Source organism: Streptomyces sp. NPDC053427 (assembly GCF_044544985.1).
Lineage (GTDB): Bacteria > Actinomycetota > Actinomycetes > Streptomycetales > Streptomycetaceae > Streptomyces.
This window is the reverse complement of sequence record NZ_JBITYA010000001.1, coordinates 62702-88592: the sequence shown is the minus strand read 5'-3', so window position 1 is coordinate 88592 and position 25891 is coordinate 62702. Positions and strand designations below refer to the sequence as shown.

Genomic DNA, 25891 nt, shown 5'->3' with positions numbered 1-25891 from the left:
CGTACTCAACCAACTGGTGGCCTGCGCCCGGCAGATGCACGCTCAGGAGGATCGGCAGCGGGGGCGGGCAGCACCTGGTCGCATGCGCACACGGCACCCGGCGATGGTGGGAGACCGTACGGGCTCGTCTTCCCAGGCGAGGACGGTAAGGAACGGGCCTCGACGAACGTCCTTCGTCACTTCAGAGGCCTGCTCGGGGAGGCCGGCTCACGAAGCCGCAGGAGTGGACGACCTGTGAGTTGCGACGTTGCCTCTGACCTGCGCAGCAGCCGTGCTCGTGGTCCTCTCCATCATTACCTCTGGGGTCATCGGCCGGGCCCTCCACCCAGCGCCGCCAGCTCGGTCCCCGCGAGCAGGAAGGCCCCGACTCCGAAGTCCGCGGTGGCGTCACGGGTGATCGGCTGGCCCGACTCCGGCCGGTCACCGGCGGCCTGGACATAGCCGAGGAAGCCGTCGGGGTGCACGGCGGTGGCGACCATGGCGTTCCAGGCGCGGGCCGCCACGGGGCGGAAGGTGTCGCGCGGGACGAGTCCGGCGCGCAGCGCGTAGGCCGTTGCGTAGGTGAAGAACGCGGTGCCGCTGGTCTCCGGTCCCGGCAGGTGCTCGGGGTCGGCGAGGTTCACGTTCCAGAACCCGTCGGAGCGCTGGACGGCGCGCAGCGCGTTGAGTTCGCCGACGAGCGTGGCGCGGTAGGCGCGGACGGGGGCGAAGGCGTCCGGGAGGACGGCGAGCACCTTGGCGTGCGCGCCCGCCACCCACCCGTTGCCGCGCGACCACAGGACCGGCCTGCCGTTCGGCGAGGAGATCCCGCCGGGCAGAAACCTCTTGTCGCGGTACCACAGGCCGCTGTGCGCATCGCGCAGCCCCGGCCCGCCCTCGGCGCTCCTGGTGTGGGTGTAGAGCGCGTGCATCGCGTCCCAGTAGGCGCGGTCGTCGCGCAGCGCGCCGAGCTGGGCGAACGGCGGCATCGCCATGTGCAGCGCGTCGTCCCACCACCAGTCGTCGTGCTTCTCGGCGGAGGTGTCGGCCATCCGCCGCAGCGAGTCCTCGATCGCGGCGATCTTGGCCTGGTCGGGCGAGGCGTCCAGCGCATAGAGGTCGAGGTACACCTGTCCGGCACAGTGGTCGTCGGCGTGCCGCGTCGTGACGCCGTTGTGCAACCCGTACGCATGCTTCTCCGCCCAGTCGCTCGCATAGGCGAGGTAGCGCGGTTCGCGGGTGAGGCGGTGCAGGGCCATCAGCCCGCTGAAGAAGGTGGCGCGGGCCCACTCGTTGTCGCCGGGGTCGGCGTGCGCGCCGATCCAGTGGTCGGCGACCCGGCGCAGTACGGCGACGATCCCGGCGCGGGCCGGCAGCCGGTCGGCCGGATGCGGGGCGGGCACAGCGGCACCCGCCGCCAACGCGGCGCCCGTGGCGAGAAATTGCCGGCGTTCCATGTATTCACCTCACGACGCATGGATGGTCACATCGATGAACGATGGTCCGATCTCTGATCCGAACGACGTCATAGTGGCAGCGAACTCCCGGCGTGGGAAGAGGAGTTGGAGACGGGAGCCGAAGGCGCGGAGCCGCGGCACCGGGCGCGTGTGGGCGACGGCCCTCGGCGCCGTCACGAGCGGGCCGCTGCACGGCCGGGCGAGGCCGTACCGCCGACCGCCGGCCGCCGGCCGCCGGCCGCCGGAAGGATCGCGCCGATGTACGCCTCCAGACGGCCGCGGGCCCCGCAGCGGCAGCGTCATCCGCCTACCTGAACGACGGTGTGGCCCCACTCGGGGCCGGCTGTGCACCGGCGCGCCGCCGTCGCTCGCCCCGGCCCGCTCGACGATGTCTGCCCCTCGGGCCCCCGGCGCCACATGATTCGAGAGGGGGAAAAGGGTGGCGAGAGGCCCCGGCATCTGCCGGCCCGGTCCCGGACCCGGCTTGCTCAGAGGGCGCCGCCCCTGCCCTCCCAATACGGTTCCCGCAACCGCCGCTTGAAGAGCTTGCCCGATTCGTCGCGGGGCAGCCGTTCCTCGAACACCACGGCCCTGGGCACCTTGTACCCGGCCAGCCGCTCCGCGACATGGGCGCGTACCGCCTCGGCGCCGAGCACCACCCCCGGCTCGGCCTGCAGATGGGCGGCGAGCACCTCCCCGAACTCCTCGTCCGGGATGCCGAACACCGCCGCGTCCCGCACCCCTTCGAGGGCGAGCAGACAGCCCTCGATCTCCGCCGGGTAGATGTTGACGCCACCGGAGATGACCATGTCGTTGCGGCGGTCGCTGAGGTAGAGGTAGCCGTCCGGGTCGAGGTGGCCGATGTCGCCGATGGTGACGTATCCGGGGAGGCCGGGGACTTCCATCGCGGCGCGCTTGGCGGGGTCGCCGAGGTAGGTGAACCGCGGCCAGTTGTCGCTGGGTTTGAGGTAGATGTCGCCGGTGACGCCGGTCGGCACCGGCGCGCCGTCGGGCCCGACGACCGCCACCCCGCAGGTCCCCTCGGCCCGGCCGACCGTACCGGGGTGGGCCAGCCACTCCTCGCTGTCGCACCATGTCACGGCGCCCGTCTCGCTGCCTCCGTAGTACTCCCGCAGCACCGGACCCAGCCAGTCGATCATGGCGTGTTTGATATGCGGCGGGCAGGGCGCCGCGGCATGCACCACCGAGGTGAGCGAGCTCAGGTCGTAGCGCTCGCGCACGTCCTTGGGCAGCCGCAGCAGCCGTACGAACATCGTGGGCACGACCTGCACCTGCTCGATACGGTGCCGTTCGACCAGCCGCAGGAACTCCTCGGCGTCGAAGCGCGGCATCAGCGTGATGTCCAGGCCGGCGGCGAGGGCGAGCACCGCGTGCTGGCTGGGCGAGGCGTGATAGAGCGGGGCGGGGATGAGCGTACGGCCGCCGGGGGCGACGGCGAAGTACTCCAGGAACGACTGGACCGCCTCGGCGAGCCGTTCCTGGGGCACGGGTTCGCGCAGCACTCCCTTGGGACGGCCGGTGGTTCCGGAGCTGTAGATGACGGTCGGCGGACGTTCCGCGGCGGCCTGCGCCAGCGGCTCGTAGCCCGCCAGCCAGGAGTCCAGAAGGGGGTACGGTCCGGTGACGGCCGGCGCGACGACGCCACAGGCGGCCGCGACGCCGGCGGGGACCGGGACCTCGACGACCCGCACGCCCTCGGGGAGCACCGCGGTCACCGCGTGCACCATGTCCGTGTGCACAAAGACGACCTTGCTGCCGCTGTCGGTGAGCACATGCCGTAGATCGTCGTGCTTGAAGTGCCAGTTGACGGGCACGGCCGAGGCACCCAGCTGGGCGGCCGCGGCGGTGATCTCGAGATACGCGGGCTCGTTGCGCATCACGACGGAGATCCGGTCCCCCGGCTCAACTCCCATGGCACGCAGGCCCGTTGCGATGCGTCCGGCGCGCTCGAAGAACTGGGGGTAGCCGCGCTCGTGACCGGCCGAGCGAATGGCGGGCGCGGTGGCGGATGGGGCGACGGCGTCATCCATGGTGCCTCCAATGCGTGTCGGCCGCGCCCATTGAACAGCCGACCGGAGCGGGTTTCCAGACCGCTGACGCGATGTCAGTACGCCTCGGCCCCGTCATCCGCCCCCTTACATCCGAGGTTTCCCCACGTCACCCTCTCCGCTCCCCCCTCGACATCGCCCTCTCACTCCCATCTCTTGGCCCTATCCTCCGATGTTTGTCGCATCCGAGGTCTTCCGATCCCCTCACTCGGGGCTGCACCATGCGGGATGACCGCCCCACCGGCCTGACGGCCCGATCGACCGCCAGGCGAACCCCCGGCCGAAGGAGCGAGCCATGCACAGTCGCACAAGACGCCTACGGTTACTGGGAGTTGCGGGAGCGTTGAGCTCCTTGCTGCTCACCATCGGCAACCCCGTGACCGCCACCGCACGGCCCGCGCCCGCATCCGCATCCCCGTCCACGACCACGACCACGACCACCGGCCCCGGCACCAACCACGCGACCGACGATCCCTTCACCGCCGAGCGCACCTCCTGGTGGCGCCAGGACCGCTTCGGGATGTTCATCCACTTCGGCGCGTACTCCAACCTGGAGGGCGAGTACACCCGGCCCGACGGCACGGTCTGCCGTAACGCCGAGTGGATCAAGCGCGAGTGCGGGATCCCCGACGAGGCGTACGAGAAGCAGGCCGCCACCTTCAACCCGGCCGGCTTCGACGCCGGGGCGATCGTCAAGGCCGCCAAGGACGCCGGTCAGCGCTATATCGTCATCACCGCCAAGCACCACGACGGCTATGCGATGTGGCCCACCCGGCAGAACAAGTGGAATCTGCGCGACCACTCCTCCTTCGATCCGCATCGCGACATCCTCGCCGAGCTGAAGAATGCCTCCGACGCCGCCGGCATCAAGCTCGGCTTCTACTACTCGATCTGGGACTGGCACGACCCCGACTTCGCCGATCCCGCGACCTTCCCGCGCTACAAGAAGCGGATGTACGGCCAGCTCAAGGAGCTGATCGACTCCTACGACCCGGCGCTGCTGTGGTTCGACGGCGAGTGGGACGCCGACAACCCCACCAACAACTGGTCCCGCCGGGACGGCGCCGACCTCCAGGCCTATCTGCACGAGGCCGACCCCCGCCTCATCGTCAACAACCGTGTCGGCAAACGCGATGTGGTCGACGGCGACTTCGGCACGCCGGAACAGGAGATCCCCGCCGAACCCGTCGACGGGCAGCTCTGGGAGAGCTGTATGACGCTCAACGACCACTGGGGCTTCGCCAAGTACGACACCAACTGGAAGTCCTCGGCCACGGTCGTGCGCAATCTCCTGGACGTCGCCGGCCGCGGCGGCAACTACCTCCTCAACGTCGGGCCGGACAAGCACGGCCGCATTCCGCAGCCGTCCGTGGAACGGCTGCGCGAGGCCGGCCGGTGGCTGAGCGCGCACGGCCAGGGCGACGCGGTGTACGAGGCCGGGCACACCGGTCTGGTCGGCGACCCCTCCTGGGGAGCGGTCTCCCGCCGGGGCAATGACCTCTACGCCTCCGTCACCACCTGGCCCGCGCCCGGCCGGCCCCTGCACCTCACCGCCAACGCCCCCTTCCGGGTGACGTCGGCGAAGGTGCTCGGCAGCGCGCAGCAACGGGTCGAGGTCACCCCGGCGGGCGACGGCTACGACCTCACCCCGTCCGGCTCGGCCCCCGACCCCACCGCCGGCGTCATCAGGCTCACCATCGAGCCGCCCACCGCCGCACCCCCCGGCACCGGCACCGGCCTGACGGCGCAGACCTGGCCGAACGACTCCTTCACCGGCCCGCCCGCGGTGACCACCACCGACCCGACCGTGAACAAGTCCTACCGCTTCGACGGCTCCCCGGACCCCAAGATCCCCGCCGACCACTTCAGCACGCGCTGGACCGGCAGCATCCAGCCGCGCTTCGACGGGACGTACACCCTCACGACCGTCTCCGACGACACCGTGCGGCTGTGGATCGACGGCAAGCAGGTGATCGACAGCGCCACCCCGCACGGCCCCAAGGTCGACAAGGGCACCGTCACCCTCAGGGCCGGCCATCGCCACAGCATCCGCATCGACTACACCGAGCGCACCGGCGAGGCCCATATGAAGCTGCTGTGGTCCAGCCCCGGCCTGCCGCAGCAGATCGTGCCGCGACGCCAGCTGTACGCGGACTGACCGCCGCCTCCTGCGGTGCCGGCCGACCACGCGGCGACGGGCACCGCAGGACGGTACGGAGGGGCGGCCCGGCGGGCGGAACGGTAGGGCGGGCGCCCCGTAGGCACCACCGGAAAAAAATTCCCGCGCATTGACCCGTTCGAGTCATCGGGGCCCGGTGGAGCCCGACTCCGCGCGCTCGCCGTGCGCCGTCCCCCGCACTGTCAGTGCCCCCTCCTATCCTCGGGGACCATGAACCATGACGAGATCCTGCGCACCCATGGCGAGGCAGTCGAGCTCTTCGGGGCCCGGGTCCATGCCGTGCGTGACGACCAGTGGGAGAACCCCACACCCTGCACGGAATGGTCGGTCCGCGATCTGGTGAACCACCTCACCGCGGAGCAGCTGTGGGTGCCCCGGCTGGTGCGCGACGGCGCCACGATCGCGCAGGTGGGCACGGATTTCGACGGCGATCAGCTGGGCGTCGACCCGGCCTCGGTCTGGGACCGCGCGGCGGTGGCCGCGGTGGCGGCGTTCAGCGCACCGGGAGCGCTCGGCCGCACCGTCCATCTGTCCTACGGCTCCAGCCCGGCCGATGCCTACTGCGCCCAGATGATGGCCGACGCCGTGGTCCACGCCTGGGACCTGTCCCGGGCGATCGGCGCCGAGGAGCGGCTTCCCGACCATCTGGCGACGGCCGCCCTGCGCGAGGTCGAGCCGTACGCCCCGGGCCTGGGCGCCTCGGGGCTCTTCGCTCCCGCGATCGAGCCCCCGGCGGACGCCGACGACCTCACCCGGCTGCTGTGCCTGCTGGGCCGTCGGCCCTGACCCCGCGTACGAAGGGGAGCGGCCGCCCATGGCGCCGCTCCCGTCCCTCCGCTGCCCTCCGGCCGCCTACGCCGCGGTTCCGGCCGGTCCCGCGCGACGAGACCGCATCACGGCAGCGGTCTCCGTCGCGCGATCGATCTCAGTCGATACCGCGGAAGATGTACGGCTCGGCGGGGTCGTCATCGCAGCCGGCGAGGCGCACCGGGACGCATCGGCCCCAGACCTCGAGGTTACGGACTTCCTTGATACGACCTGGCCGGTCACCTTGCTTCAACCGGGGCTGCTTGTACTGAGCCTTGTGCAATGCCACCACGCACTCCTTCATTGAGGTAACGGTCCGACGCGGTGGCGCCTCATTCACAAACCGGGAGGTCAGCCAGGGTTTGTGGCGGTCCCGCGACGGGCCAATGGTGTTGGCGTCTCCCAGAAGGGTCGTCCGTCGACCACCAGCGTATCGACGTCCCGTGCTGCGCGCTCGGCATTTTCCGGCGATATCGGCATGGCGTCGGCAGGCGGAAACCGCACCCTCCTCCCGGCGGGCGGCGGGCGGGACGGATCGCTCTCCCGCGGCCGCGCGCCTGTCCTGCGGGTGCCCGGCCGCAGTGCTACCCATGGGCGGGTGGAATGGTTCTCGGATCCTGGGTACTGGCTGGGGCGGCTCGTTTTCCAGCGGATGCTGGCGGTGACCTACCTCGTCGCGTTCATCGCGGCGGCCCGGCAGTACCGGGCGTTGATCGGGACACGAGGGATGCTGCCCGTGCCCGATTTCGTGGCGCGAGTGCCGTTCCGGGCGGCGCCCTCGGTCTTTCAGCTGCACTACTCCGACCGGTTCTTCGCGCGGTGGGCGTGGGGCGGGGCACTGCTGGCGGCTGCCGTCGCAGCGGGGGCGGCGGACGCCGTGCCGCTGTGGGCGTCGATGGTCATGTGGCTGGTGCTGTGGGCGATGTATCTGTCCATCGTCAATGTGGGGCAGACCTGGTACAGCTTCGGCTGGGAGTCGCTGCTGCTGGAGACGGGCATGCTCGCCGTCTTTCTCGGCAACGCCGATACCGCTCCCCCCGTCCTCGTCCTGTATCTGCTGCGCTGGGTGCTGTTCCGGGTGGAGTTCGGGGCCGGGCTCATCAAGATGCGCGGCGACAGCTGCTGGCGCGATCTGACCTGCCTGTACTACCACCACGAGACCCAGCCGATGCCCGGCCCGCTGAGCTGGTTCTTCCACCACCTGCCCAAGCCCCTGCACCGCGTCGAGGTCGCCGCGAACCACGTGGCCCAACTCGGCCTGCCGGTACTGCTGTTCGCCCCGCAGCCGGTGGCCGGATGGGCGGCGGTCGCGATGGCCGTCACCCAGGTGTGGCTGGTGATTTCCGGCAACTTCGCCTGGCTGAACTGGCTCACCATCACGCTGGCCCTGTCGGCCCTGGCCCCTACGTGGTGGCCTCCGCCCTCGGTACCGGCCGCACCCCCGCTGTGGTTCGAGGTCCTGGTGATCGCGGCCACCGTCTGTGTCGCCCTCCTCAGCTACCGCCCGGCCCGCAATCTGCTGAGCCGCCGGCAGCGCATGAACACGTCCTACGAATCGCTGCATCTGGTCAATTCGTACGGTGCGTTCGGCAGTATCACCCGGGTGCGCCGGGAGATCGTGGTGGAGGGGACGGCAGATGCGGTGACCGGCCCCGGCACGACCTGGCTCGCGTACGAGTTCCACGGCAAGCCGGGCGACGTACGGCGGCTGCCGCGCCAGTTCGCGCCGTATCACCTGCGGCTGGACTGGCTGATGTGGTTCGCCGCCCTCTCGCCGGCGTATGCCGGCGCGTGGTTCGGGACGTTCGTGGAGCGCCTGTTGGAGAACGACCGGGACACGCTGCGGCTGCTGCGTACCAATCCGTTCCCGGACACCCCGCCGGCGCGGATCCGGGCCCGGGTCTTCCGGTACCGCTTCACGACCTGGCGGGAGCTACGGGAGACCGGGGCATGGTGGCACCGGACCGAGGAGCGGCGCTTCCTGCCGCCTATGGCGCTGTCGCCCCTGCCGCCGTCACCCTCTCGGCCCTCTCACTGATCCCGGCCGTGCCTCTGATCCCGGCCGTGTCACTGATCGCGGCGGCCTCCTTGCGCTCGGCCGTCCCGGCCGCCTCGGCCGCCTCGGTCGCCTCGTCCCGCCCGGCGCTCTGCAGCGCCTCGGCGCGAAAGGCGACGACCATGTCCCGGGCGTGCCGCAGCCCTATTCGCGCGAAATCCCCTTCCAGTACCGCGAGTTCGGCCAGCGTCTCGTCCAGGTCGCGGCCCAGGTGGGCGCGGGACTTGGTCAGGCCGAGGCGGGAGAGGGCGACGCCGCGTGGTTCGTGCATATCGCTGAATTCGGCCAGTGCGAGGGCGTAGGTGTCGCGCGCCGCCTCGTAGCACCCGGCGCGGTAGTGGACGTTGGCGCGCATCTTGTGGTTGTAGGCGAGGGCGCCCGCCAGGTCCATGGTGCGGCAGATGGTCTCCGCCTCGGAGAGCAGCGCCAGCGCGCCGTCCGGGTCGCCCTGCACCGAGAGGACGTCGGCCACCCCCCGGAGCGACCACGCGCGGCCCCGGGCGTCATCGGCCTCGGTGGCTATCCGGACGGATTCCTCGAACAGCTCCAGCGCCTTGGCGTAGTCGCCGGTGTTGCGGTGCATCTGGGCGATGCCGGACATCGCCCAGACCACATGGCGGGCCTCGCCGTGCGCCCGGCCCTCTTCGAGAAGGCGCTCGTGGAGTGCGGCGACCGCGGCGTAATCGCCCTGGATACGGCCGGTTTCGGCGAGGCCGGCGAGGGAGTAGCCGTGCGCGAGGCGGTCGCCGCTGTCGGCGGCCAGCTCCACGGCGTGGGTGAGCAGGCGGCGCGCGAGGGGGAGCGTGCCGCACTGGCGGGCCAGGGTGCCGCCGCTCCACAGGGCCCAGGACATGGCGGCGGCGTCACCCGCGTCGCGTGCGCTGCGGTAGCTGTCCCGCCAGGCGGCACCGGCGTCCGTGACCCGGCCCAGCCGCCGGTTGGCCTCGGCGACCGCGAGCGCGGCGCGCGCCCTCTCCAACGCCGTGTCCGCGTCGGCCTGCTCGCGGCTCGCCGCGGCCAGCACCTCCTCGTACGAGGAGTTCACGCCCAACGCCGAGCCCAGTTCGCCCTGATATTCCGGGGCGAATGCCTTGCCGTACATATATCCGTGGCCTCTCGCTCATCTCCGTGCCTTGATCACGAAACTACGGGCCGTGAGGGGTGCCGCGAATCAACCCGCGTATGGGTTCTTGCCGTCCGTCTGGAGTGCTACTGCGGGGGTGGGGGTCATCATCGGGGTGTAGGGGAATGTCAGGGTCCGCCTGTCCGGACCCGCTTCGGGGCCGCCCCGCGTCGCGTTGCGCAGTATGCAATGCGAGTTGCAGCTCTTGCCTTGGCGCGGGGCACCGGTCACCCTGGCTGCCACAACCGCCATCCGCGATCACCGAAGCCGAGGTGTGGCATGAGCGCAGGACGAGGCATAGGTACCAAGGCAGGGGCAGGCATCGGGCGTCGGCACTTCATGGGGATGGCCGCGGTCGGCGTAGCGGGGGGCCTCGTCGGGTACGGGGTCCGCTCACAGGACCCGCGGCCGCGCGGCGACCGGCGGCCCCCCGGCAACCGCCACCCGGACGCCCGGCGGCCGCTCTTCCTTGGGACGTACACCTCGAAGGAGGGCGGCGGCACCGGCATCGGACTGGGCACATACGACACCACCAGCGGCCGCATCACCGCGACGGGTGTGCTGGCCGGCGTCGCCGACCCCTCCTATCTCGCGCTCGCGCCGTCCGGGCGGACCCTCTATGCGGTCGATGAGCAGGAGGAGGGCGGTGTCACGGCGCTCGCGCTGCCGCCCGGCGGTGCGCCGCCCAAGGTGCTGGGCAGGCAACCGACCGGCGGCGCCGGGCCCTGCCATCTGTCGGTGCACCCCGGCGGGCGCTGGCTGCTGAGCGCCAACTACCTCTCGGGCAGTGTGGCGGTGCATCCGATCGATCCGGCGACCGGTGCCCTCGGGGAGCGCACGGACCTGGTGGCGCATGCGACCCCGCCGCCCGGTCCCGGCCAGGACGGGCCGCATGCGCACCAGATCATCACCAGCCCGGACGGCGGCCATGTGCTCGCCGTCGACCTCGGCAACGACACCGTCTACACCTACCGGCTGGACGAGCACGCCGGACGGCTCACCCAGGTGGCGTATGCGTCGCTGCGGCCGGGTGCCGGGCCCCGGCATCTGACCTTCCATCCCAACGGCGCCTTCGCCTATCTGGCGAACGAGGTCGACAACACGGTCGTGGTCTGTGGCTACGACAGGAAGAGCGGACGGCTGACGCCCGGGGCGCCGCAGTCCACGGGGACGGGCCCGGGAACCAATTTCCCGGCGCGGATTCTGGTCACCCACCACGGCCGCTTCGCGTATCTCGCCAACCGGGGCCACAACAGCCTCACCCGCTACGCCGTGGAGGCGGCCGGCGCGCGGCTTCGGCTGCTGGACACGGTGCCGGTGGGCGGGGACTTTCCGCGGGAGATCGCGTTCTCGCCGGACGAGCGGCTGCTGTTCGCGGCGAACCAGAAGTCGGGGTCGGTGACGGTGTTCTCGGTCGACGCGGCGACGGGGGCGCTGGGAAGGGTGGGCGAGCCGTTCGCCGCGCCGATGCCGGTGTGCGTACTGCCCCGGTGAGCCGGGACGCCGCGGCACGGGCGGGAGCGCGCGAAGCCGGCACGGCCGCGCGCAATTCCGGGCCGAGCGCTCCGACGGCAGGTGCGGGAGTGGGATCAGGAGTAGGCGCATACGACATTCGGCGGCGGCGGGTTTGAATGGGCGGCGGTCGGAGTAAACATGCGGGCAGGCCGTCCGCGGCGCCACGGACGGCCTGCAAACCCCTCAGTCGCATCACCCTCGACTGCATTCTCCGCTACGGTTCCGGAGAAATCCGGAATGCGGTCAGCTGACGCCGGAGCGCCGCACGGAAAGCCGCATGCCCGGGAAAATCAGATCCGGGTCGGCACCGATCACCGGACGGTTCAGCCGATAGAATTCCTCCCAGCGCCAGCCGTGTGCGAGAGCGATACCGCTCACCGTGTCCCCGCGGTTCACCACGACGGAATCGCCGGTACTCCGGTGGCGCGCCGCTTTCCACCGCTTCTCCGGGGAGGGCGCGGCGTGCGGGGCGGGGGTGCGGGGCGTCGTCGTGCGCGGGACCGTGGTCCGTGGTGCCGTGGTGCGCGGTGCGGCCGATCCCCGCAGGCCCAGGGAGGCCGAGCAGGCGGGCCAGGCACCCCACCCCTGGCGGGCCAACACCCGCTCCGCCACGTTGATTTGCTGCGGCCGGCTCGCCAACGCGGCCCGCGAAGCGTAGCTTCCGCCGCCGAACGAGTGCCAGGTGCGGTGGGCGAACTGCAGCCCGCCGGAGAACCCGTTGCCCGTGTCGGCGTGCCAGTTCCCGCCGCTCTCGCACCCGGCCAGGCGGTCCCACGTCCCGTAGCCGACCGCTTCGGCCGACCCTTCGGCCGTCACGTTCAGCGTGCCGGCCGCCAGCAGGACCGCGGCCGCCGCGACACCCCGGGCCCCCCGGCCCCGGAATTCACTCCGGCCGACAGATTCCGATCCGGTCTCGTACACCTGAGGAAATTCCATTTTTTGCTCCCGTCGCTCGCCGCACAGTTACCTGGCGGCCATTCAGGAAACGTGGCACCTTGCCGTCCTTCGCTTCCGCATTGCCCGTGCGTATTTCCTTGTGCATCGCATCGGCTTGCGCAGCGAATTCTGCGAGGTGCCATGAATTCGACGGGTCAGACACAACCATGACCGGAGTTCGCATCGACAGAGCGCGCGGTAGCGCCTTCGCCGACAGGCTTGCCCCCTTGCCGCCACATCGGGGACAGGAGCCGTCGCATGGTGCACCCATGGGACGGGTAGGGGCGCACCCTTCATGCCGGCGGCACGCGCACCCCGCGCCGATCGACCAGGTGTTCCTGTCGGCCGCGTCTGCCGGGCGCACTCGTGGGGCTCGGTGCACACGCGCGGCGCAGGTCCGCACGCACCGCGCACGGACCCCTTCGGCCGTGCCTCGATCAGCCGGTGTGCTCGGGCGTGACGTACTGCCGCAGCAGATCGCGCAGTTCGGCCTCGAACTCGTCGTAGCGGCGCCGGAGTTCGGACCCCGGCCAGTGACCTGGCAGCAGTGGGTCCGGAAGCAGCGGATCGGTGAGGAGATGGCGCAGTACGGCGGCCGAGACCGTGAAGCGTTGCGCGGGAGTGGTCGCCCCGTCAAGTGCGGTCAGCAGGGCGCGCGCCCGCGCCGACCAGCCTGACAGATCCCATAGCGTGCGCGCCAGCGCCGCCGGGTCACCGTCCGGGGTTCCGGTCAGCAGGGTGCACTGGTCGGTGACCACGGCCGGGAGGGGGCGTTCGAGGTTGCCGGGCCGCAGCCACGTGCCCTCGCGCAGCTCCGCCAGCCGCAGGGCCGCCATCGCCTGCCGCAGCGCGGTGCGTTCGGCGGCCGGCCGGCGCTCGACGCTGACCACGGCGATCTCCCAGGCGCCGTCCCAGGGGCGGGTGCGGGGCGACCGGCTCTCGTCCTGGCGGGCCTGGCGGGCCAGCAGCCGGGCGGTGAGCTCGTAGGCGCCCTCGCGCTGCCGCAGATCGTCGGCGGCCACCATCCGGGAGAGCGCGACCCGGACGGTGCCCTCGGCGATGCCGAAGAGTTCGCCGACCCGGACCAGGGCGCGCGCCGGCATCCGGGGCGGGTGATGCCCGAGGAGGGTGCTGAGCACGATGGAGCGGGCGGTGAGCGGCCGCAGCGCGAGGGAGTCGTCGTTCATATGTGCCCGAAATTCTAGCCACGCCGCTCCCCGCGCCCCTCTCTTACAGTCTTCCCACGAGTGTTCGAGATCTGTAACGTCATCGCTATGACCGTCACTCACGAAGTCCTGAATCAGGCTCCGCCGCTGACCGAGTTCAGTACGGCGGACGAGCCCGCCCTGCTGGAGGCGCTGCGCCGGGAGGGCGCCGAGTGGGGCGAGCCGGAGGTGACCGCGCTGGGGGCGCTGGCCGGTACGCAGGCGGTGCAGGACCAGGCGCGCTGGGCGGAGGAGCAGCCACCCCGGCTGCACACCCACGACCGCCACGGGCACCGCATCGACGAGGTCGAGTTCCACCCGGCCTGGCACCAGCTGATGACCGTCGCGGTGGAGCACGGCCTGCACGGCGCGCCCTGGTCCGACGACCGCCCCGGCGCCCATCTGGTGCGCGCCGCGAAGTTCTATGTCTGGTCGCAGGCCGAGCCGGGGCACGGCTGCCCGATCTCGATGACCTACGCCGCCGTCCCCGCGCTGCGCGCCGCCCCGGAGCTCGCCGCGCAGTACGAGCCGCTGCTGGCCTCCCGTACGTACGACTTCGGCCTGCGCGCGCCGCTGACCAAGGCGGGTCTGATCGCGGGCATGTCGATGACGGAGAAGCAGGGCGGCTCCGACGTACGGGCCAACACCACGCGCGCGGTGCCGGCCGGCGACGGCACGTACCGGATCACCGGCCACAAGTGGTTCACGTCGGCGCCGATGAGCGATGTCTTTCTGGCGCTGGCCCACACGGCAGAAGGGCTGACCTGCTTCCTGGTGCCGCGGGTACTGCCGGACGGCACCCGCAACGGCATGCATCTGATGCGGCTCAAGGACAAGCTCGGCAACCGCTCCAACGCCTCCTCCGAGATCGAGTACGACGAGGCGGTGGCGTGGCCGGTCGGCGATCCGGGCCGCGGGGTGCGGACCATCGTCGAGATGGTGAACATGACCCGGCTGGACTGTGTGCTGGGCTCGGCGGCCGGAATGCGGGCGGGGCTGCGGCAGGCGCTGCATCACACCGCCCATCGGCGGGCGTTCGGGCGGGAGCTGGACCAGCAGCCGCTGATGCGGGCGGTGCTGGCCGATCTCGCGATCGAGTCGGAGGCGGCGACGCTGCTGGCGATGCGGCTGGCGGCGGCGGTGGACCGGGCGCAGGCCGGGGACGCCGGGGAGGCGGCGCTGCGGCGGCTGGCGCTGGCGGCGGGCAAGTACTGGGTGTGCAAGCGCGGCAGTACACATGCGGCGGAGGCACTGGAGTGCCTGGGCGGTAACGGCTACGTCGAGGAGTCCGGGATGCCGCGGCTGTACCGGGAGGCGCCGCTGCTGTCGATCTGGGAGGGCTCGGGAAACGTCGCCGCCCTGGACGTCCTGCGCGCACTGGGCAAGGAACCGGCCTCTCTGGACGCCTTCTTCGCCGAGGTGGACGCCGCCGCGGGCGCCGACCGGCGGCTGGACGCGGCGGTGGCCGGGGTCCGGGAGATGCTCGGCGGGCTGGCCGTTCCGGAGCGGGCGCAGCTGATGGCGCGCTCGCTGGCGGAGCGGATGGCACTGGTGCTCCAGGGCTCACTGCTGGTGCGGCACAGCCACCCGGCCGTGGCCGACGCGTTCTGCGCCTCGCGACTCGGCGGGCAGTGGGGCCATGCCTTCGGCACCCTGCCGACGGGCGTCGACCTGGGCGCGATCCTGGACCGCGCCCGGCTGAAGGACCCGGCCGCGGCGCGGAGCGGGGCCTGATGTCCGTACGGGTGGAGCGCAGCGGGCCGGTGACGACGGTGGTGCTGTCGCGACCGGCCGCCCGCAACGCCGTGGACGGCGCGACGGCACGCGAACTGGCGGATGCCTTCCGGGAGTTCGAGGCGGACGACGGCGCGAGCGTCGCGGTGCTGTGGGGCGAGGGCGGAACGTTCTGCGCCGGCGCGGATCTCAAAGCGGTCGGCACCGAGCGCGGCAACCGCGTCGCCCCGGACGGCGACGGCCCGATGGGCCCGACCCGGATGCGCCTGAGCAAACCGGTGATCGCGGCGGTGGCCGGGCATGCGGTGGCCGGCGGCCTGGAGCTGGCGCTCTGGTGCGATCTGCGGGTGGCGGAGGAGGACGCGGTCTTCGGGGTGTTCTGCCGGCGCTGGGGCGTGCCGCTGATCGACGGCGGCACGGTGCGACTGCCCCGGCTGATCGGGGCGGGCCGGGCGATGGACCTGGTCCTGACCGGCCGCCCGGTCCCGGCCGACGAGGCATTCGGCATCGGCCTGGCGAACCGGGTGGTGCCCACGGGGACGGCCCGTAGGGAGGCGGAGCTGCTGGCTGCGGAGATCGCCCGCTTCCCTCAGGCCTGCCTGCGCAGCGACCGCGCCTCCCTGCTGGCGCAGGAGGGGTTGGACGAGGAGTCGGCCATGGCCGGTGAACTCCGTTACGGACAAGGGGTGTTGACCGAGGGCCTGACGGGCGCGGCGCGGTTCGCGGCGGGTGCGGGGCGGCACGGCGAGCCGTACCGGGCCTGAAGCGACAGGTCCGCCGCCGGGGCCACCGAAGGGGAAGCGGTGGCCCCGGTGCCCGCGCTCATACTCATGAATGTGATTAGTCAGATTCGTGAGTATGATGGCGCCATCTTGCGGGAGAGAGAAGGCGCCCATGCCGAGCAGTGACCCAGCCGGGCTTCGCTACGTCGCCCTCGGGGACAGCCAGACCGAGGGCCTCGGCGACGGCGACGACATCGTCGGGCTGCGTGGGTGGGCCGACCGGCTCGCCGAACATCTCGCACCGCACAACCCCGGAATGACGTACGCCAATCTGGCCGTACGAGGATGCCTGGCCGGCCAGGTCCACGCCGAGCAGCTGGCTCCCGCCCTCGCGCTGCGCCCCGGGCTGGCCACCGTGGTCGCCGGGGTCAACGACCTGCTGCGGCCGCGGTTCGACGCCGACGAGGTCGCGGGCCACCTGGAGGAGATGTTCGCCGCACTCACCGCCCAGGGAGCCCGCGTCGCCACCCTCACCTTCCCCGACCTCGCGCGGATCACCCCGCTCGCCCGGCCGCTCGGCCCCCGCATCGGCGCCCTCAACGACCGCATCCGCCGCGTGGCCCGCCACCACGGGGTCGCCGTCGCCGAGACCGCCCACCATCCCGTGGTCACCGACCCCCGCCTGTGGAGCCCGGACCGGTTGCATGCCGCCCCCCTGGGCCATCAGCGGATCGCCGCGGCCGTCGCCCACGCCCTCGACCTGCCCGGCAGCGACGACACCTGGACGCACCCCTTGCCGCCGCCCGCGACACCGCCGCCCACCGGATGGCAGGCCACCGCCGCCGAATTGCGCTGGGCCGCCGCCTTCCTCGGCCCCTGGCTGGGCCGGCGCGTGCGCGGCCGCTCCTCGGGCGACGGCCGCACCGCCAAACGCCCGCACCTCCTCCCCGTACGGACGCCCGCCCGCCCGGACCACAGCGGGAAACCGGGGTGAGCGGTTCGTGAGACGGCGCCGGCGGGGCGGGCGGGCCGCGGTCAGGACCGCGGTTGCCGGCCGCCGAATGCCGCCAGCGTCCGCTCCAGCATCGGCAGCGCGCGGACCACTCGGCGGGAGCGGATCAGCACGTCCCAGGCGGGCTCGCACTTCTTCCAGCCGCCCGCGTAGGCGAGGTGCCGGAGCCGTTCATGCCCTCCCGGCTGGGACGCCGCGCCGCGCCAGATGTTCGACCAGCGGTAGAAGTCCCGGTAGGCGCGCCAGTAGCCGTCCTCCAGCTGACAGGGCGTCATTCCCTTGGGCCGGTAGACGACATGGCGGGTGTCGTAGAGGTCCCAGTCCTTGTGGACGATGCGGTCCTCGGCCGCGAGCTGCTTCCACAGGCCGGTCGACGGGTACGGCGTCATGATGTGGAACGTCGCCGTCTCGATGCCCTGCTCGACGGCCCACTCCACCGTGCGGTCGAAGACGTCCGGGCCGTCCTGGTCGAGCCCGAAGACGAAGCTGGCGTTCACCATGACGCCGGCGTCGTGCAGGCGCCGCACGACGGCCGCGTAGTCCCGGCCGATGTTCTGGTCCTTGCGCCGTTCGGCGAGGTTCGCCCCGTTGACGGTCTCGAAGCCCACGAACAGGCTGCGCAGTCCCGCGTCCACGGCCCGCTCCAGCAGCCCCGGCTCCAGCACCGACTTCACCGTGCCGGCCGCCTGCCACAGCCGCCCCATACCGCTCATCCCGTCGAACAGCGCCTCCGCGAAGCGCCGGTTGCCCAGCAGATGGTCGTCGAGGAAGTACAGATGCCTGCCGGGCAGCCGCTCGATCTCCGCCAGGGCGTCGTCCACGGCCTGCGTGTAGAAGGACTTGCCGCCCTCGAAGAAGGCGTCCTTGTAGCAGAAGTCGCAGTGGTGCGGGCAGCCGCGCGAGACCACGATCGAGTTGGGGACGAGATAGAGCTGACGCTTGATCAGGTCTCGGCGTACGGGCGGAAGTCCGGCCAAGGTCCGCTGCCGGGAGTCGTAGCGACGGGCCGGTACACCGTCCCGGAAGTCCTTGAGGAACAGCGGCCAGGTGTCCTCACCGGGCCCGGTGAAGAGCGTGTCGGCATGGGCCGCGGCCTCCTCCGGCAGCGAGGTCACATGCAGACCCCCCATGGCCACGTGTACGCCGCGCGCCCGGAAGTGGTCGGCTATCGCGTAGCTGCGCCGGGCGGAGGTGATGTACGGCTGTAGCACCAGCAGGTCGGGGGTCTCCAGCGCCTCGATGTCGACCCGCTCCACATGCTCGTCGTACAGCTGCACCTCGTCGTCCGGGTCCAGATACCCGGCGAGGGTCGCCAGGCCCAGCGGCGGGAAGAGCGAGTATTTGACGGGCCGGAAGAGCGGGCCGGTCGCTTCCGTCAGGGCGGGAAGAATCATCGTCACGCGCATGACGGCTCAGACGGCGACGGCCGTCGGCCGGTTCCGCGGACCGGCAAACGCACCGGCAGGCGTTCGCGCCCCCCTTCGCGAACCCGCTTCACGAACCCCTTTCTTGAACGCGTTCAATTCTGCGGTACTGTCGGTTGCGCAACGTCCGGGGCATCGGAGAAGGGCGCCCCGGACGGACCGGCAGGAATGAGGACGCGATGGCCGTATTGGTGCAACTCATCGTCATGCTCGGAATGTTCGTGGTGATCCCGTTGGGGCTCTCGCTGATCGACGGGCCCGGCCTGGCCCGCATCCGGAGGATCTGGCCGCTCGCCGCCGCCGCGGGCGCACTCGCGCTGTGGCTGCCGCGCGGCCCGGTCGCCACCGGCTGCGCCGCCGGGTACGCGGCCGCCACCCTGGCGCTCGCCGTACAGGCGCCCCGGCGGCTGGCCCGGAACCGCTCGCTCGCGCCCTCCGAGATCGCCGTCCTGACCGCGCTGGTCACCCCGGCCGTCGCGGGGTCGGCGCTGGTCGCCGAACGCGCCGGATACCGGCTGTTCGGCTTCGACCTCGACATCCTGGCGCTGACCGTTCCGCACTTCCACTTCGCCGGGTTCGCCGCGGCGCTGATCGCGGGGCTGGTCTGCCGGGGCAGCGGCGGCGGCCGGGCCGGCCGGTTCGCGGCGCTCAGCGTCCCGGTGGGCACCCTGCTCGTGCTCGCCGGCTACTTCATCGACGACTGGGCCGAACTGGTCGGCGCGCTGGTGCTGACCGCCGGCATGTGGCTGGTGGGCCTGCTCACCTGGCGGGACATCCGGACCACCCGGCCCGACCGCACCACCCGCACGCTGCTCGGCTGCTCCGCCGTGGTCCTGGTGGCCACCATGCTGCTCGCCCTGAGCTGGGCGCTCGGCGAGGCGACCGGCCTGCCGCACCCCTCCCTCGCCTGGATGGCCGCCACCCACGGCCTGGGCAACGCCCTCGGCTTCGCCCTGTGCGCCCTGCTCGCCCAGCGCCGTCTGCACGCCACACCCCCACAGCCGCAATCCGCCCGCACCCCCGCCCTGAAGGAGCGCCACGCATGAGCGACGTCAACTACCGCGAGGAAGGCGGCACCCGGCGGACCCCGCTGCCGCCCGGCTACTCCCATCTGCACGTGGCGGTGCCGATCGGGCGGGGTCGTGACGTCCTGGTGGCGGCGGGCACGGCGGTCACCACCTTCCGGATGCACCGCTCCGCAGGCACCATCGTCCAGGCCGACGCCACCCGGGCCGCTCCGGGCGTGGCCGTCGAGGTCGGGCTGGGCATCGGCCCGCTGCGACTGCGGGCGCCGTGCCGGGTGGTGTGGACGGTGGCCGACGAGGACCGTATCGGCTTCGGGTACGGCACCCGGGAGGGGCACCCCGAGTGCGGGGAGGAGGCATTCCTGGTCGAGCGGCGCGCCGACGACTCGGTGTGGTTCACCGTCACGGCCTTCAGCCGCCCGGCCGCCTGGTACACGCGGCTCGCGGGCCCACTGGTGCCCGTACTCCAGCGCTGCTACGCCCGGCACCTCGGCCGGACCCTCCGTCGGCTGGCCCGCAAGGCCGTCGCGGCCCCCTCCTTCACACCCTGATGACGTGCGGAAACGCGGAGTTACCGACTAGTAGCCCGCGTCGCAGCTGATCGCCAGACGTCCACCGGTGATTCATCTTTTCGTCACCACCACCCCTGCCGCTCGTGAGAGAAATCCAGGCATGTGTGAAGACGAAATGATTCCGCCGCAGGCGGATATGACCGAGCGGGAGTGGCTGCGGGCCGGCTCGGAGGCGACGGCGGACGGGTCGCCGATGCGCACGACGGGGCGGGTCCCGCAGTGGGTGAACCGGCGGACGCTGCTGGGCGGCGCGATGGCCGGTGCCGCCCTGACGGTGCTGGCTTCGGGGACGAAGGCGGCCACCGCGTCCGCCGCGCCCCGCCTCGGGGCGCCGGGGGCCTTTGCGTTCCCCGAACACCCCAATGGCAAGGGCGAGTTCGCCGTTCTGGTGACCGGCGACGCGGGGACGGGTGACGAGGCGCAGTACGCGGTGGCGGCCGCCGCCCGCGATGTCTGCGAGGCCGAGCGGGTAGGTCTCGCGATCGGCCTCGGCGACAATATTTACGAGAACGGCCCGGAGTCGGCCCATGACTCCGAATTCCAGGACAAGTTCGAGAAGCCCAACAGCGGCATCGACGTGCCGTGGCTGATGGTCCTGGGCAACCACGACTGCTCCGGGCTGATCCCCGGCAGCGGCGGCGACCCGTCCCGCGGTGACCGCGAGGTCGCCTACGCCTCGACGTCGAAGCGCTGGTACATGCCGAGCCGCTACTACAGCGTGCCCCTGCCTGCCGCCGACCCGCTGGTGGAGTTCTTCGCCATCGACACCATTCCCTGGTCGTCGTACGTCGCGCAGCTCGACCCGTACTTCCACTGGGACGGCCCCTACATGCGCGAGCAGCGCAGCTGGCTGGACGGCGCGCTGCGCGCCTCGCGGGCCCGCTGGAAGGTGGTGATCGGCCACCACCCGTACCTGAACAACGGCAAGCACGGCAGCGCCGGTTCCTACGACGGCTTCACCATCGGGAACTACACCAGCGGCGTCCACCTCAAGGACATGTACGAGAAGGTGGTGTGCGGGCGCGCCGATCTGATCCTTTCCGGCCACGATCACACGCTGCAGGTGCTGGAGCCGACCGCCCGTACCGGCGGCACCCGGCAGGTGGTGTGCGGCGCGTCGGCCAAGACGGAGGACGGCAAGGCGCACTTCACGCACCCCGCCGACTGGCAGAACTTCTCCGACCACGGGTTCATGGTGCTGAAGGTGGCGGAGGCACGGCTGACCATCGACGTCTACACGGTCGACGTGGCGACGCGGAAGGCCACCTTGGCGCACCGCACGCGGCAGAGCGGTCCGGTCGCGGCGGCGCGGGCGCACGCCTGACCTGTCGTACCTGACGTACCTGACTGACGTACCTGTCGTACGCCGTCCCGGGACCCCGACGCCCCGGGACGGCTCTTGGCGTTCGCCCAACGAGCTTCCCCCTGCCGGTGGTTGACCCAAGCGGCGACGTCGGTCCGGGCGTCGGGCGGGCCGCCGGTGCCGTTGCCCGCGGCCTCGGGTGGCCGTACGGCCTCTCATGGCGAGGAGCGCCCTCCGGCGGAGGGCGGCACGACGTGGGGGTCGGCGATCGGGTGACGCGGGGTACGTTCCAGCCCTGAAGGACCGTTGTCCGGCCGCCCGCAGGTGGTGCTGCGGGTGGTGCATACGGGGGGGTGCCGCGGGTTGCGCGCCTCGTCACCCGTCCTCCGTAACGCCCGCCGATACCCGCGGTGCAGGAAGTGCGGGGCCTCCGGCCGCCACCTAAGGTGATCGCACGGCCGCGTTCCGATGGACATCGGCCGCGGAGGCGCAGCGCAACATGATCACGCAGAGCGGACCGTCCCCCGACGGCTACGACCCCCGCGCCGACCGGGACCTTCCCCCAGCCTCCGGCCGGGGGGACCCCCACCGCGTCCCGGAGCACTTCCCCGGCGTCTCGCACCATGAACCGATCGGCCTGCGCCGACGGCTCGCGCTCAACCGGATGGGCACCTTCGACTGGGACCTGGACCGCGGGTTCATGGATCTGGATCCCGGCGCGCTGGAGGTCTTCGATCTGCGCCCGGACGAATACGACGGCGCGCCGATGTCGCTGGTCTGCCGGGTGCCGCCGGAGGAGGGCATCCGGCTGGACGCCGCGCTCTCCCAGGCGCTGCAGGCGGGCACCTCGTCCTACGGCGCCTATTTCCGCGTCCGGTGCCGGGACGGGACGCCGCGCTGGACGCACTCCCAGGGCCGGATCCTGCACGACGCGGACGGGCTGCCGTACCGGATCATCGGCATCGTCCGGGAGGCGTCCGGGGAGCTGGCGGACTCCGCGCTGCTGCACTCGCTCCAGAAGGAACGGCAGCGGCAGACCGTGATGGTGCAACAGGTCACCGTCGCGCTGTCCCGGGCGCTGTCGGTCGCGGATGTGACCCGGGTGCTCACCGGTATCGGCGGGGCCCGGCGGTTCGGCGCGGACGGGCTGCTGCTGGGGCTGACCGCGGGCGGCCGGTTCGAGGTCATCGCGGTCGCCGGGATGGGGGGCGACGTCCCCGAGGAGATGCTCACGTCCCAGCTGGACGACACCCTGCCGCTGTCCGAGGCGGCGGTCTCGCGGCGGCCCTCCTTCCTGGGCTCCCGGGGCGAGCTGCTGGCCCGCTATCCGCGGCTGCGCCCGTACGGCGAGGTCCTCCCGACCGGCAGCTCGTCCTTTCTGCCGCTGATCGCGCAGGACACCGTCATCGGGGCGCTGGGGCTGTTCACCACCGAACCCGCGGTGCAGTCGACGGAGGCCAGGAATCTGGCGCTGGCGCTGGCCGGTGTCGTCGCCCAGTCGCTGCAGCGGGCCACGCTCTTCGATCAGGAGCGGGAGTTGGCGACCGGGCTGCAGGCCACCATGCTGCCGCGCCGGCTGCCGGAGATCTGCGGGGGTGAGGTCACCGTCCGCTACCACCCGGCGAGCGTGGGACGGGACATCGGCGGCGACTGGTACGACGTGATCGCGCTGCCCCAGGGGCGGACCGGCCTGGTGGTCGGCGACGTTCAGGGCCACGACACGCACGCGGCCGCCGTAATGGGCCAGTTGCGCATCGCCCTGCGGGCCTACGCCGCCGAGGGACACTCGCCGGAGACCGTCCTGGTACGGGCCTCCCGCTTCCTGGCCGAGCTGGACACCGAGCGGTTCGCGACCTGTACGTACGTCCAGGCCGACCTGAAGTCGGGGGCGCTGCAGGTGGCCAGGGCCGGCCACCTCGGCCCGCTGGTCCGTGACGGTGCCCGGCACGTCGACTGGCCCGAGGTCCGCGGCGGGCTGCCGCTGGGCCTGGCCGACGCCTTCGGGCACGACCACTTTCCGGAGACCCAGCTGTTCCTGGAACCGGGCTCCACGCTGCTGCTGTGCACCGACGGCCTGGTCGAGCAGCCGGGCCGGGACATCTCGGCGGGCATCGACGCGCTGTCCGCGGCGTTCGGCGCCGGGCCCGAGAAGCTGGAGGAGCTCGCCGACCGGCTCTCGGCGCATCTGTGGGCCGAGCCGGGCTCGGAGGACGACATGGCCCTTCTGCTGCTGCACCGGCCGGCGGGGTCGGGCGCCGCCACCACGCCCCGGCTGCGGCTGCATGTCCATCAGGCCGACCCGTCGGGCACCGCGGAGGTCCGCTCGGCGCTGCGCCGGACGCTGGACCAGTGGCGGGCGGGCGAGGTCACGCACGATGTCGAGGTGGCCGCCTCCGAGCTGATCGCCAATGCGCTGACGCACACGGAGAGCGGCGCCCTGGTCTCCGTGGAGCTGCTGCCCGACACCCCGCGGCGGATCCGCCTGGAGGTCGAGGACCGCTCCAGCTCCTGGCCGCGGCGGCGCAGCCCCGGCGAGACCGCGACCTCGGGCCGGGGGCTGCTGCTGGTCGAGGCGCTCGCGGACCGCTGGGGCGCGGAGCCGCGGGGCTCCGGCAAGGCACTGTGGTGCGAATTCGTGGTGCCCGAGATGCCAGAGGCATCGGCACGGGTGCGATGAACGTGCGTCAGGGAGGGCGCTGCTGACGGTGGGTCGGATGTGGAGGCAGGGATTCGGACACCCGCGCCGGGCCGGTCGTGCCAGGATGACAGCGGCCGTCTGCCTTGGGGAGGAAGCGCGATGACGGGTACGGGGACCGGGCCGGGTGGGGATGCGCAATCGGGTCCGGATCCGGGGGAACTGACGCTGGCCGTCGCCGGGTCGGACGGGGAGTCACATCTGCGGTCGCTGCAGGACTGGCTGTCGTCCGACGACGAGCTGCGCGGCCGGGTCGCCTGGCGGTACGCACCGCCGGAGGCCGGCCACATGGGCGGCACCCTGCAGGTGCTGACCGTGGCCCTGGGCACCGGCGGCATCGCGGCGCTGATCGCCCCGCTGTGCACATGGTTCACCGGCCGCCGCCCGGACGTCGCGGTCACCCTGGAGCTCGGCGACGGCCGGAAGGTCAGCGTCGACGTCAAACGCGCCACCGACCAGCAGGCGGTGATCCGCGAGGCGCGGGAGCTGTTCACCTCGCTGGGCAGAGAACTCGACAGGGAAGGTGAATGACCGAGCGGACGGACCGGCGACGGATCGCGCACGGGCCCTCCAGCCGGGCGGTGCTGATCGGGACCGGTCGCTTCAGCAACGCCGGCCTGCCCGACATCCCCTCCGTCGCGGCGAATCTCCGGGCGCTGCACGCCACCCTGACCGACCCGGCGCACGGTCTGCTGGCCCCCGAACACTGCCGGGTGGTGTCCGACCCCGCCGACCAGGCGACCGTCGGTGCGGCACTGAGCTGGGCGGTACGGGAGGCGACGGACCTGCTGCTGGTCTATTACGCCGGGCACGGCGTGCTGGACGGCGACGGGCTGCTGCATCTGGGGCTGCGGCACACCGATATCGGTCAGGTCGGTTTCTCCGCCGTGCCCATCGAGCTGATCAAGCGCAATGTGGGCGACGCCCGCGCCGCGTCCCGGGTCCTGATCGTCGACTGCTGCTTCTCGGGACGGGCGGTGTCCGCGATGGCCGAGCCGACCAACCTGGCCGTCGGCCAGCTCGACCTGACAGGAACGTACACCCTGACGTCCACCACGAAAACCGCTCCGGCGCACGCGCCTTTCGGGGCGACGTACACGGCCTTCACCGGTGCGCTGCTGGACGGCCTCGCCCAGCCGTCCCCCCTCTCCCTCGACGAGCTCCACGGCCATGTGGACCGCGAGCTGCACGGCCTGGGCCTGCCGCGGCCGCAGCGGCGGTCGGCGGGGGCGACGGGGGCGCTGATGCTGGTGCGGGGCCCGGTCCGTCCGCGGGAGGGGAGGCGGACGGTTCCGCCCCGGCCGTCCGCCATGCCACCGCCCCCGCCGCCGCCCGCGCCCGCGGTGTTCCCGCACATACCGCCGCGGCCGGCGCCGCTACGGAACCGGCGGCGCCCCCTGGTGATCGCCGCGGTTCTGGGCGGCACGCTGGCGGCGCTGCTCGCGGTGCCGTTGGTGAAGGGGATGGCCGGTGGGGGCGAGGGAACCGGTGGGAACGGCGGGAGCGGGAAGCCCTCGACCGCCTCGTCTCCGCCGACCGCCTCGCACGGCGGAGAGCCGACGCCGATGGCCTCCCGCTCCGCGACGCCGGTGTCCCCGCGGCCCACCCCGTCGGGGACCCGGGTGGTCTACCGCGACAAGCAGCTGACCTGGACGGCGGTCGCCTGCATCGACGGCAGCCAGGTCCTCGATCTGGACGCCCCGTCGTTCGACCCGGGAGACACGTACGGCAACCCGGGTGCCGAGTTCCTGTACCGGGGCTGCACCGGCACCTTGGCGGGCGGGGCGATCGAGACCAACACCCTCGGTTCCCGGGTGAAGGTGGGGCGCGGCGACGCCGGTATCGGGACGGCGGCGGCCTGCCGTGCGGCGGCGCGGGAGCGGCAGCTGCCGCGGTCCACGGCGGTGCAGGAGATCACCGGCGGCACGGTCTGGTGCGTGATCACCACCGAGGGCCGGGTGGCGAAGATGAGGTTCACCAAGGTGGGGCCGCCCTTCGCGGAGGGCTTCGCGGGCTCGGCGGCCCGCAACCCCACCTTGGAACTCTCGGTCACGCTCTGGCGGGACTCCTGAGTCGCG

General features: G+C 72.2%; 20 protein-coding genes. 13 read left to right on the top strand and 7 right to left on the bottom strand.

Features of this window, described 5'->3' with window-relative positions; translation table 11 throughout:
- Nucleotides 1-305 precede the first annotated feature (305 nt).
- Together ACIGWZ_RS00305 and ACIGWZ_RS00300 are read right to left on the bottom strand one after the other, a co-directional pair.
- Complete coding sequence (locus ACIGWZ_RS00305; RefSeq protein WP_400059184.1) at nt 306-1436, bottom strand: glycoside hydrolase family 88 protein; 1131 nt, start codon at nt 1434-1436, stop codon at nt 306-308.
- Nucleotides 1437-1924: 488 nt separating this feature from the next.
- The gene (locus ACIGWZ_RS00300; protein WP_400059183.1) at nt 1925-3487 is read right to left on the bottom strand and encodes an AMP-binding protein; all 1563 of its coding nucleotides are present in this window, start codon (nt 3485-3487) and stop codon (nt 1925-1927) included.
- 313 nt (nt 3488-3800) lie between these two features.
- On the opposite strand from ACIGWZ_RS00300, the gene ACIGWZ_RS00295 reads away from it, so the two are divergent.
- Both ACIGWZ_RS00295 and ACIGWZ_RS00290 read left to right on the top strand, forming a co-directional pair.
- The gene (locus tag ACIGWZ_RS00295; protein ID WP_400059181.1) at nt 3801-5663 is read left to right on the top strand and encodes an alpha-L-fucosidase; all 1863 of its coding nucleotides are present in this window, start codon (nt 3801-3803) and stop codon (nt 5661-5663) included.
- Nucleotides 5664-5894: 231 nt separating this feature from the next.
- Nucleotides 5895-6470 carry a TIGR03086 family metal-binding protein gene (locus ACIGWZ_RS00290; protein WP_400059179.1) on the top strand — a complete coding sequence of 192 codons (576 nt, stop codon included), beginning with the start codon at nt 5895-5897 and terminating at the stop codon, nt 6468-6470.
- 139 nt (nt 6471-6609) lie between these two features.
- Here ACIGWZ_RS00290 and ACIGWZ_RS00285 read toward each other — a convergent pair whose 3' ends face one another.
- On the bottom strand, nt 6610-6780 hold the full coding sequence (locus ACIGWZ_RS00285) for a hypothetical protein (RefSeq protein WP_400059177.1): 171 nt from the start codon (nt 6778-6780) through the stop codon (nt 6610-6612).
- Nucleotides 6781-7089: 309 nt separating this feature from the next.
- Here ACIGWZ_RS00285 and ACIGWZ_RS00280 point away from each other — a divergent pair, with 309 nt between their 5' ends.
- A complete protein-coding gene (locus ACIGWZ_RS00280; protein ID WP_400059175.1) occupies nt 7090-8529 on the top strand; it encodes a lipase maturation factor family protein in 1440 nt (479 codons plus the stop codon).
- Here the strand turns inward: ACIGWZ_RS00280 and ACIGWZ_RS00275 are convergent.
- The gene (locus tag ACIGWZ_RS00275) at nt 8480-9649 is read right to left on the bottom strand and encodes a tetratricopeptide repeat protein (protein ID WP_400059173.1); all 1170 of its coding nucleotides are present in this window, start codon (nt 9647-9649) and stop codon (nt 8480-8482) included. The genes ACIGWZ_RS00280 and ACIGWZ_RS00275 overlap by 50 nt on opposite strands.
- Nucleotides 9650-9949: 300 nt before the next feature.
- Here ACIGWZ_RS00275 and ACIGWZ_RS00270 point away from each other — a divergent pair, with 300 nt between their 5' ends.
- Nucleotides 9950-11164, top strand: coding sequence for a lactonase family protein (locus ACIGWZ_RS00270; protein ID WP_400059171.1), 1215 nt, complete (start codon nt 9950-9952; stop codon nt 11162-11164).
- Between the two features lie 264 nt (nt 11165-11428).
- Here ACIGWZ_RS00270 and ACIGWZ_RS00265 read toward each other — a convergent pair whose 3' ends face one another.
- A complete protein-coding gene (locus ACIGWZ_RS00265; protein WP_400059170.1) occupies nt 11429-12121 on the bottom strand; it encodes a transglycosylase family protein in 693 nt (230 codons plus the stop codon).
- 437 nt (nt 12122-12558) lie between these two features.
- Nucleotides 12559-13308 carry a PaaX family transcriptional regulator C-terminal domain-containing protein gene (locus ACIGWZ_RS00260; RefSeq protein ID WP_400059168.1) on the bottom strand — a complete coding sequence of 250 codons (750 nt, stop codon included), beginning with the start codon at nt 13306-13308 and terminating at the stop codon, nt 12559-12561.
- 87 nt (nt 13309-13395) lie between these two features.
- On the opposite strand from ACIGWZ_RS00260, the gene ACIGWZ_RS00255 reads away from it, so the two are divergent.
- The 3 genes from ACIGWZ_RS00255 (at nt 13396) to ACIGWZ_RS00245 (ending at nt 16776) form a co-directional block, all read left to right on the top strand.
- Nucleotides 13396-15060, top strand: a complete 1665-nt coding sequence (locus ACIGWZ_RS00255) for an acyl-CoA dehydrogenase family protein (protein ID WP_400059167.1) — start codon at nt 13396-13398, stop codon at nt 15058-15060.
- Complete coding sequence (locus ACIGWZ_RS00250) at nt 15060-15824, top strand: crotonase/enoyl-CoA hydratase family protein (protein ID WP_400059165.1); 765 nt, start codon at nt 15060-15062, stop codon at nt 15822-15824. Before ACIGWZ_RS00255 ends, ACIGWZ_RS00250 begins: the two co-directional genes overlap by 1 nt.
- A 130-nt stretch (nt 15825-15954) precedes the next feature.
- The gene (locus ACIGWZ_RS00245; RefSeq protein ID WP_400059163.1) at nt 15955-16776 is read left to right on the top strand and encodes an SGNH/GDSL hydrolase family protein; all 822 of its coding nucleotides are present in this window, start codon (nt 15955-15957) and stop codon (nt 16774-16776) included.
- Nucleotides 16777-16817: 41 nt separating this feature from the next.
- Here the strand turns inward: ACIGWZ_RS00245 and ACIGWZ_RS00240 are convergent, their stop codons facing one another.
- Complete coding sequence (locus ACIGWZ_RS00240) at nt 16818-18188, bottom strand: B12-binding domain-containing radical SAM protein (protein WP_400060741.1); 1371 nt, start codon at nt 18186-18188, stop codon at nt 16818-16820.
- Between the two features lie 209 nt (nt 18189-18397).
- Here ACIGWZ_RS00240 and ACIGWZ_RS00235 point away from each other — a divergent pair, with 209 nt between their 5' ends.
- From ACIGWZ_RS00235 to ACIGWZ_RS00210, 6 genes are all read left to right on the top strand, one after another.
- Nucleotides 18398-19264 (top strand): YndJ family protein, encoded by an 867-nt coding sequence (locus ACIGWZ_RS00235; RefSeq protein WP_400059161.1) that lies wholly within the window; start codon nt 18398-18400, stop codon nt 19262-19264.
- Nucleotides 19261-19794 (top strand): DUF1990 family protein, encoded by a 534-nt coding sequence (locus ACIGWZ_RS00230; protein ID WP_400059160.1) that lies wholly within the window; start codon nt 19261-19263, stop codon nt 19792-19794. The genes ACIGWZ_RS00235 and ACIGWZ_RS00230 overlap by 4 nt, the downstream gene beginning before the upstream one ends.
- A 121-nt stretch (nt 19795-19915) precedes the next feature.
- Nucleotides 19916-21139 (top strand): metallophosphoesterase, encoded by a 1224-nt coding sequence (locus ACIGWZ_RS00225; protein ID WP_400059158.1) that lies wholly within the window; start codon nt 19916-19918, stop codon nt 21137-21139.
- Nucleotides 21140-21617: 478 nt separating this feature from the next.
- Nucleotides 21618-23795 (top strand): SpoIIE family protein phosphatase, encoded by a 2178-nt coding sequence (locus tag ACIGWZ_RS00220; RefSeq protein WP_400059157.1) that lies wholly within the window; start codon nt 21618-21620, stop codon nt 23793-23795.
- Between the two features lie 120 nt (nt 23796-23915).
- A complete protein-coding gene (locus ACIGWZ_RS00215) occupies nt 23916-24344 on the top strand; it encodes a hypothetical protein (RefSeq protein WP_400059155.1) in 429 nt (142 codons plus the stop codon).
- Entirely contained in the window at nt 24341-25885 is a 1545-nt protein-coding gene (locus tag ACIGWZ_RS00210; RefSeq protein ID WP_400059154.1) for a caspase domain-containing protein, read from the top strand. Before ACIGWZ_RS00215 ends, ACIGWZ_RS00210 begins: the two co-directional genes overlap by 4 nt.
- The last annotated feature ends 6 nt before the right edge of the window (nt 25886-25891 follow it).

Excerpts from the sequence above, each read along its gene's own strand:
- ACIGWZ_RS00250 (WP_400059165.1), top strand. The coding sequence starts at position 15,060 with ATGTCCGTACGGGTGGAGCGCAGCGGGCCGGTGACGACGGTGGTGCTG.
- ACIGWZ_RS00215 (WP_400059155.1), top strand. The coding sequence starts at position 23,916 with ATGACGGGTACGGGGACCGGGCCGGGTGGGGATGCGCAATCGGGTCCG.
- ACIGWZ_RS00230 (WP_400059160.1), top strand. The coding sequence starts at position 19,261 with ATGAGCGACGTCAACTACCGCGAGGAAGGCGGCACCCGGCGGACCCCG.
- ACIGWZ_RS00240 (WP_400060741.1), bottom strand. The coding sequence starts at position 18,188 with ATGATTCTTCCCGCCCTGACGGAAGCGACCGGCCCGCTCTTCCGGCCC.
- ACIGWZ_RS00255 (WP_400059167.1), top strand. The coding sequence starts at position 13,396 with ATGACCGTCACTCACGAAGTCCTGAATCAGGCTCCGCCGCTGACCGAG.
- ACIGWZ_RS00305 (WP_400059184.1), bottom strand. The coding sequence starts at position 1,436 with ATGGAACGCCGGCAATTTCTCGCCACGGGCGCCGCGTTGGCGGCGGGT.
- ACIGWZ_RS00290 (WP_400059179.1), top strand. The coding sequence starts at position 5,895 with ATGAACCATGACGAGATCCTGCGCACCCATGGCGAGGCAGTCGAGCTC.
- ACIGWZ_RS00300 (WP_400059183.1), bottom strand. The coding sequence starts at position 3,487 with ATGGATGACGCCGTCGCCCCATCCGCCACCGCGCCCGCCATTCGCTCG.
- ACIGWZ_RS00270 (WP_400059171.1), top strand. The coding sequence starts at position 9,950 with ATGAGCGCAGGACGAGGCATAGGTACCAAGGCAGGGGCAGGCATCGGG.
- ACIGWZ_RS00245 (WP_400059163.1), top strand. The coding sequence starts at position 15,955 with ATGCCGAGCAGTGACCCAGCCGGGCTTCGCTACGTCGCCCTCGGGGAC.
- ACIGWZ_RS00225 (WP_400059158.1), top strand. The coding sequence starts at position 19,916 with ATGTGTGAAGACGAAATGATTCCGCCGCAGGCGGATATGACCGAGCGG.
- ACIGWZ_RS00295 (WP_400059181.1), top strand. The coding sequence starts at position 3,801 with ATGCACAGTCGCACAAGACGCCTACGGTTACTGGGAGTTGCGGGAGCG.
- ACIGWZ_RS00235 (WP_400059161.1), top strand. The coding sequence starts at position 18,398 with ATGGCCGTATTGGTGCAACTCATCGTCATGCTCGGAATGTTCGTGGTG.
- ACIGWZ_RS00260 (WP_400059168.1), bottom strand. The coding sequence starts at position 13,308 with ATGAACGACGACTCCCTCGCGCTGCGGCCGCTCACCGCCCGCTCCATC.
- ACIGWZ_RS00220 (WP_400059157.1), top strand. The coding sequence starts at position 21,618 with ATGATCACGCAGAGCGGACCGTCCCCCGACGGCTACGACCCCCGCGCC.
- ACIGWZ_RS00265 (WP_400059170.1), bottom strand. The coding sequence starts at position 12,121 with ATGGAATTTCCTCAGGTGTACGAGACCGGATCGGAATCTGTCGGCCGG.
- ACIGWZ_RS00275 (WP_400059173.1), bottom strand. The coding sequence starts at position 9,649 with ATGTACGGCAAGGCATTCGCCCCGGAATATCAGGGCGAACTGGGCTCG.
- ACIGWZ_RS00210 (WP_400059154.1), top strand. The coding sequence starts at position 24,341 with ATGACCGAGCGGACGGACCGGCGACGGATCGCGCACGGGCCCTCCAGC.